Below are 5486 nucleotides of genomic sequence, written 5' to 3'. Positions count from 1 at the left end.
GTGATGGTGTGTGCGTGTTCTTTGAGAACTCAACAGTGTGCCGATGAATGTCAGTGCCAATATTTTGGTACTCCACACTCACTCTTTCCAATTGGATTCAGTGGTGTGGGTATTTGCTGGCTCTTTTCCTTCTTCCGTCGGAGAGGGGTCAGTGTTTGAAGCTAGTTTGAGTTTTTGAATGCTAGTGATTTGACTCGATGTCTATGACTGATTAGCAGGTTCGCCTGTGAAATCTAGAGTCTTCAACGGAGAGTTTGATCCTGGCTCAGGACGAACGCTGGCGGCGTGCTTAACACATGCAAGTCGAGCGGTAAGGCCCTTCGGGGTACACGAGCGGCGAACGGGTGAGTAACACGTGGGTGATCTGCCCTGCACTTCGGGATAAGCCTGGGAAACTGGGTCTAATACCGGATATGACCAAAGGCTGCATGGCTTTTGGTGGAAAGGTTTACTGGTGCAGGATGGGCCCGCGGCCTATCAGCTTGTTGGTGGGGTAATGGCCTACCAAGGCGACGACGGGTAGCCGACCTGAGAGGGTGACCGGCCACACTGGGACTGAGACACGGCCCAGACTCCTACGGGAGGCAGCAGTGGGGAATATTGCACAATGGGCGAAAGCCTGATGCAGCGACGCCGCGTGAGGGATGAAGGCCTTCGGGTTGTAAACCTCTTTCAGCAGGGACGAAGCGAAAGTGACGGTACCTGCAGAAGAAGCACCGGCTAACTACGTGCCAGCAGCCGCGGTAATACGTAGGGTGCGAGCGTTGTCCGGAATTACTGGGCGTAAAGAGTTCGTAGGCGGTTTGTCACGTCGTCTGTGAAAACCCACCGCTCAACGGTGGGCCTGCAGGCGATACGGGCAGACTTGAGTACTGCAGGGGAGACTGGAATTCCTGGTGTAGCGGTGAAATGCGCAGATATCAGGAGGAACACCGGTGGCGAAGGCGGGTCTCTGGGCAGTAACTGACGCTGAGGAACGAAAGCGTGGGTAGCAAACAGGATTAGATACCCTGGTAGTCCACGCCGTAAACGGTGGGCGCTAGGTGTGGGTTCCTTCCACGGGATCTGTGCCGTAGCTAACGCATTAAGCGCCCCGCCTGGGGAGTACGGCCGCAAGGCTAAAACTCAAAGGAATTGACGGGGGCCCGCACAAGCGGCGGAGCATGTGGATTAATTCGATGCAACGCGAAGAACCTTACCTGGGTTTGACATATACTGGAAAGCTGCAGAGATGTAGCCCCCCTTGTGGCCGGTATACAGGTGGTGCATGGCTGTCGTCAGCTCGTGTCGTGAGATGTTGGGTTAAGTCCCGCAACGAGCGCAACCCCTATCTTATGTTGCCAGCGCGTTATGGCGGGGACTCGTAAGAGACTGCCGGGGTCAACTCGGAGGAAGGTGGGGACGACGTCAAGTCATCATGCCCCTTATGTCCAGGGCTTCACACATGCTACAATGGCCAGTACAGAGGGCTGCGAGACCGTGAGGTGGAGCGAATCCCTTAAAGCTGGTCTCAGTTCGGATCGGGGTCTGCAACTCGACCCCGTGAAGTCGGAGTCGCTAGTAATCGCAGATCAGCAACGCTGCGGTGAATACGTTCCCGGGCCTTGTACACACCGCCCGTCACGTCATGAAAGTCGGTAACACCCGAAGCCGGTGGCCTAACCCTTGTGGAGGGAGCCGTCGAAGGTGGGATCGGCGATTGGGACGAAGTCGTAACAAGGTAGCCGTACCGGAAGGTGCGGCTGGATCACCTCCTTTCTAAGGAGCATTCTCCAGCAGACGTCCTCGAATAGTCGAGGTCGTGTCTGGCAGAGCCCGTTTAGTGAACACTGTTTCGCTGCGGGAGCTCATGGGTGGACGCTGACAAGCACATCGACTCATTACCGCCGGCCTCAGTGCTGGTGGGAGTCGCGGTTATATCGGCATACTGTTGGGTCCTGAGAGAACACGCGAGTGTTTCTTTCTAGGCAAGAAACTTACAAGACCTGAACGTGGTCATACCGCTTCGCCTTTGGGTGGGGTTGGTGATCACATTGAGTTTGGGTGTTGTGTGTTGTTTGAGAACTGCACAGTGGACGCGAGCATCTTTGTTGTAAGTAATTAAGAGCGTACGGTGGATGCCTTGGCACCAGGAGCCGATGAAGGACGTAGTAGGCTGCGATAAGCCTCGGGGAGCTGTCAAACGAGCTGAGATCCGAGGGTCTCCGAATGGGGAAACCCAGCCACAGTGATGTGTGGTTACCCGCGCCTGAATATATAGGGCGTGTGGAGGGAACGTGGGGAAGTGAAACATCTCAGTACCCACAGGAAGAGAAAACAATAGTGATTCCGTGAGTAGTGGCGAGCGAAAGCGGAAGAGGCTAAACCATGTACATGTGATAGCCGGCAGGCGTTGTGTGCGTGGGGTTGTGGGGCCTTTCTTCTCATCACTGCCGTGGTGGGCGAGAGTAAGAAACCGGGTTGTTAGTCGAAGTGGTCTGGAACGGCCTGTCGTAGAGGGTGAGAATCCCGTAGACGAAAACTTCCCGGCTCTCGTGAATGGTTCCCAAGTAGCAGCGGGCCCGTGAAATCTGCTGTGAATCTGTCGGGACCACCCGATAAGCCTGAATACTCCCTGGTGACCGATAGCGGACTAGTACCGTGAGGGAAAGGTGAAAAGTACCCCGGGAGGGGAGTGAAATAGTACCTGAAACCGTGCGCTTACAATCCGTCAAAGCCTTTGAGCAGCTTGCTGCTGGGGGTGATGGCGTGCCTTTTGAAGAATGAGCCTGCGAGTTAGTGGCATGTGGCGAGGTTAACCCGTGAGGGGCAGCCGTAGCGAAAGCGAGTCCGAATAGGGCGGTCCAGTCGCATGCTCTAGACCCGAAGCGGAGTGATCTACCCATGGCCAGGGTGAAGCGACGGTAAGACGTCGTGGAGGCCCGAACCCACTTAGGTTGAAAACTGAGGGGATGAGCTGTGGGTAGGGGTGAAAGGCCAATCAAACTCCGTGATAGCTGGTTCTCCCCGAAATGCATTTAGGTGCAGCGTCGCGTGTTTCTCACCGGAGGTAGAGCTACTGGATGGTCTAGGGGGCCCACAAGCTTACCGAAATCAGCCAAACTCCGAATGCCGGTGAGTGAGAGCGCGGCAGTGAGACTGCGGGCGATAAGGTTCGTAGTCGAGAGGGAAACAGCCCAGATCGCCAGCTAAGGTCCCTAAGCGTGTACTAAGTGGAAAAGGATGTGGGGTCGCGAAGACAACCAGGAGGTTGGCTTAGAAGCAGCCACCCTTGAAAGAGTGCGTAATAGCTCACTGGTCAAGTGATCCTGCGCCGACAATGTAGCGGGGCTCAAGTACACCACCGAAGCTGCGGCATTCATGCAATACACCTCCTTGTTCCTGCGGGGACTTGGGCAGTGGTATGGATGGGTAGGGGAGCGTCGTGCAGCCATGGAAGCGTCGGAGTGATCCAGGCGTGGAGGCTGCACGAGTGAGAATGCAGGCATGAGTAGCGAAAGAAGAGTGAGAAACTCTTCCGCCGAATGACCAAGGGTTCCTGGGCCAGGTTAATCCGCCCAGGGTGAGTCGGGACCTAAGGCGAGGCCGACAGGCGTAGTCGATGGACAACGGGTTGATATTCCCGTACCCGTGTAAACGCGCCCATGGTGAATCAGTGATACTAACCGCCCTGAAGCCGGCTAATGTTCCTTCGGGATCATGGTCGGGGGATGCGCGGGACCTGATCTGGTAGTAGCCAAGCGATGGGGTGACGCAGGAAGGTAGCTGAGCCAGTCAGTGGTAATACTGGTGTAAGCGTGTAGGGAGTGGCATAGGCAAATCCGTGCCACACATATCCTGAGACGTGATGCATAGCCGATTGAGGCGAATTCAGTGATCCTATGCTGCCGAGAAAAGCCTCTAGCGAGCTTTTACACGGCCCGTACCCCAAACCGACACAGGTGGTCAGGTAGAGAATACTAAGGCGATCGAGATAACTATGGTTAAGGAACTCGGCAAAATGCCCCCGTAACTTCGGGAGAAGGGGGGCCTCGTCTGGTGATCGGATTTACTCCGTGAGCTGGGTGGGGCCGCAGAGACCAGTGAGAAGCGACTGTTTACTAAAAACACAGGTCCGTGCGAAGTCGTAAGACGATGTATACGGACTGACGCCTGCCCGGTGCTGGAAGGTTAAGAGGACCGGTTAGCTTTTCGGAGCGAAGCTGAGAATTTAAGCCCCAGTAAACGGCGGTGGTAACTATAACCATCCTAAGGTAGCGAAATTCCTTGTCGGGTAAGTTCCGACCTGCACGAATGGCGTAACGACTTCTCAGCTGTCTCAACCATAGACTCGGCGAAATTGCATTACGAGTAAAGATGCTCGTTACGCGCGGCAGGACGAAAAGACCCCGGGACCTTCACTATAGCTTGGTATTGGTGTTCGGTTCGGTTTGTGTAGGATAGGTGGGAGACTGTGAAGCGGGCACGCCAGTGTTCGTGGAGTCATTGTTGAAATACCACTCTGATCGTATTGGACATCTAACCTCGGACCATGATCTGGTTCAGGGACAGTGCCTGGTGGGTAGTTTAACTGGGGCGGTTGCCTCCCAAAATGTAACGGAGGCGCCCAAAGGTTCCCTCAGCCTGGTTGGCAATCAGGTGTTGAGTGCAAGTGCACAAGGGAGCTTGACTGTGAGACTGACAGGTCGAGCAGGGACGAAAGTCGGGACTAGTGATCCGGCACCGGCAAGTGGAAGCGGTGTCGCTCAACGGATAAAAGGTACCCCGGGGATAACAGGCTGATCTTCCCCAAGAGTCCATATCGACGGGATGGTTTGGCACCTCGATGTCGGCTCGTCGCATCCTGGGGCTGGAGTAGGTCCCAAGGGTTGGGCTGTTCGCCCATTAAAGCGGCACGCGAGCTGGGTTTAGAACGTCGTGAGACAGTTCGGTCTCTATCCGCCGCGCGCGTTAGAAACTTGAGGAAGGCTGTCCCTAGTACGAGAGGACCGGGACGGACGAACCTCTGGTGTGCCAGTTGTTCCACCAGGAGCACCGCTGGTTAGCTACGTTCGGAAGGGATAACCGCTGAAAGCATCTAAGCGGGAAGCCTGTTCCAAGATGAGGTTTCTCACCCCCTTGAGGGGGTAAGGCCCCCGGCAGACCACCGGGTTGATAGGCCAGAACTGGAAGCACGGTAACGTGTGCAGGTGACTGGTACTAATAGGCCGAGGACTTACCACAAAGAAGCTACGCGTCCACTGTGCGGTATCTGAAACAACACACAGATACCATTCACCCCCACCAACATCGTGGGCACCCTAGAAAGGGTTGCCGGCCTGTTGGGTTCGGGCGAGGGGAATTGAATGTGTGACAGTTTCATAGAGTTACGGCGGCCATAGCGGAGGGGAAACGCCCGGACCCATTCCGAACCCGGAAGCTAAGCCCTCCAGCGCCGATGGTACTGCACTCGACAGGGTGTGGGAGAGTAGGACACCGCCGAACAT

General features: G+C 55.7%; 3 rRNA genes. All 3 read left to right on the top strand.

From position 1 onward, the window contains the following. The first annotated feature begins 242 nt into the window (after positions 1-242). The 3 genes from C8K38_RS26690 (at position 243) to rrf (ending at position 5484) form a co-directional block, all read left to right on the top strand. Positions 243-1758: ribosomal RNA gene (locus tag C8K38_RS26690) — 16S ribosomal RNA — on the top strand. 332 nt (positions 1759-2090) lie between these two features. Next, positions 2091-5223, top strand: a 23S ribosomal RNA gene (locus C8K38_RS26685). A gap of 144 nt (positions 5224-5367) precedes the next feature. Next, positions 5368-5484: ribosomal RNA gene (gene rrf, locus C8K38_RS26680) — 5S ribosomal RNA — on the top strand. Together the 16S, 23S and 5S rRNA genes form the textbook arrangement of a ribosomal RNA operon. Positions 5485-5486: the final 2 nt, after the last annotated feature.

Origin of the sequence: Rhodococcus sp. OK611 (assembly GCF_003050885.1) — a bacterium.
In the GTDB taxonomy this organism is placed as follows: Bacteria; Actinomycetota; Actinomycetes; order Mycobacteriales; family Mycobacteriaceae; genus Rhodococcus_G; species Rhodococcus_G oryzae.
The sequence above is the reverse complement of the archived record's forward strand: the minus strand, read 5'-3'. Positions and strand labels throughout refer to the sequence as shown.